The 1901-nt window shown below is 39.1% G+C and carries 1 protein-coding gene and 1 pseudogene; one reads left to right on the top strand and one right to left on the bottom strand.

The genetic code is table 11. The features are described from left to right. A pseudogene (locus AC1DPZ_RS26335) lies at window positions 1–1147 on the top strand (DNA-directed RNA polymerase subunit beta'); the annotation flags it as partial. Window positions 1148–1650: 503 nt separating this feature from the next. On the opposite strand, the gene AC1DPZ_RS26340 reads toward AC1DPZ_RS26335, so the two are convergent. Further along, window positions 1651–1901: hypothetical protein (locus AC1DPZ_RS26340; RefSeq protein ID WP_477409087.1), on the bottom strand; the 251-nt coding region annotated here is incomplete at its 5' end.

Below are 1901 nucleotides of genomic sequence, written 5' to 3' on the forward strand. Positions count from 1 at the left end.
GTTTGATGCTGTATTAGAGGGTATCACTTTCCGTGAAGAATCTGATGAGCAAACAGGTCACCGCGAAAAAGTAATCATCGATACCAGGGATAAAACTAAAAACCCTGTTATCCAGATAACTGATACAAAAGGTAACGTAATAAAAGGATATAACATTCCTGTAGGCGCACACATTGCCGTTGAAGAAGGCGAAAAACTGCAAACCGGGCAGGTTATTGCCAAAATCCCTCGTTCAACTGGCAAAACCCGGGATATCACCGGTGGTTTACCACGTGTAACCGAACTGTTTGAAGCACGTAACCCATCTAACCCGGCTGTAGTAACCGAGATTGATGGTGTGGTGACCTTAGGCGGTATTAAGCGTGGTAATCGCGAAATGACCATCGAATCAAAAGATGGCCAGATCAAAAAATACCTTGTTCCATTGTCAAAACACATCCTTGTACAGGATAACGACTTTGTGAAGGCAGGTATGCCTTTATCAGATGGTTCAATATCGCCTGCCGATATCCTGGCTATTAAAGGCCCGGCTGCAGTACAGGAATACCTGGTTAATGGTATACAAGAGGTTTACCGTTTACAAGGTGTGAAGATTAATGATAAACACTTCGAAGTTATTGTTCACCAGATGATGCAAAAAGTAGCTATCGAGGATGCAGGTGATACCCGTTTCCTTGAGCGCGAAGCTGTTGACAGCTGGGATTTTATGACCGAGAATGATGAAATATTTGACAAAAAGGTTGTAGTTGAGCCAGGTGATTCCACCACGCTTAAATCAGGTCAGATAGTATCATTAAGAAGGTTACGTGATGAGAACTCAATTTTAAAACGTAAAGATTTAAAATTGGTTGAAGTTCGCGATGCAATAGCTGCAACATCAAGCCCGATACTGCAGGGTATAACCAGGGCATCATTAGGTACCAAATCGTTTATCTCTGCTGCATCGTTCCAGGAAACTACCAAAGTACTGAATGAAGCTGCAATAGCAGGTAAGAAGGACTTAATGCTTGGCTTGAAAGAGAACGTTATTGTAGGTCACCTGATTCCTTCTGGTACAGGTTTACGCGAATACGAAAATATCCGTGTAGGCTCACAGGAAGAGTTTGACCGCTTAATGGCTTCGAAAGCTGAAGAAGTAGAAGCATAGTCCGCCGACTCAAAATAATAAAAGAGACCGTATCATAAATCAAAAATGATGCGGTCTCTTTATTTTATATCTAATTGACTTGTCCTGTTTTTCTTGTCAGGGGGTCTTACCCATTTTTTGTTTGAACTAAACCTATAGGCGTATAAAGGATAGTATTTATTGTACTGTGAAAAGATAAAAGAAAGAAAAATGCAGTGTTGATGTAACTCTTCAGGAAATGAACATCGCCGATTCGATAGACAGCAAGTYACATCGTAAGAGCATAAAAAATGTACTTACATTGTCGAAAAGTAAAAGCTTTGTCAAAACTATCGTTTTACACTTAAGTTTATAGGGGACAGCGTTTCGAAACCCTCCAAGAAAACGACTCAAAAGCTCGAAAAATAGATAAAAATATTAAAACAATCGCAGGCTGGCTGGTAAGGTCGATGTACCAGAAGTTAGAACCATATCTTTTTTGGTGATGGGCTTGGCACTATGTAAAGAACACAAACTTTAAAAAATTATTTGACCCCTACTATCTGTTGACTTTTTAAGGATCGGCTAGTTAATTTAGTTTGAAATCTTTTTTCAGCCAGAAGATAAAAAATATAAGCTATTAATATGGAGATGGGCACTGCGATTAATTCCATTAATATCCAGCGAACAGGTGTAGAAATGGGCAAATTTAACGTTAGTAAGTTAATTAATCCTAAAAAGGGACTATGAATAAGATAGATGCTATATGAAAATACGCCTAAGACCAAAAAAAATC

Source organism: Mucilaginibacter sp. P4_G9, assembly GCF_056400985.1.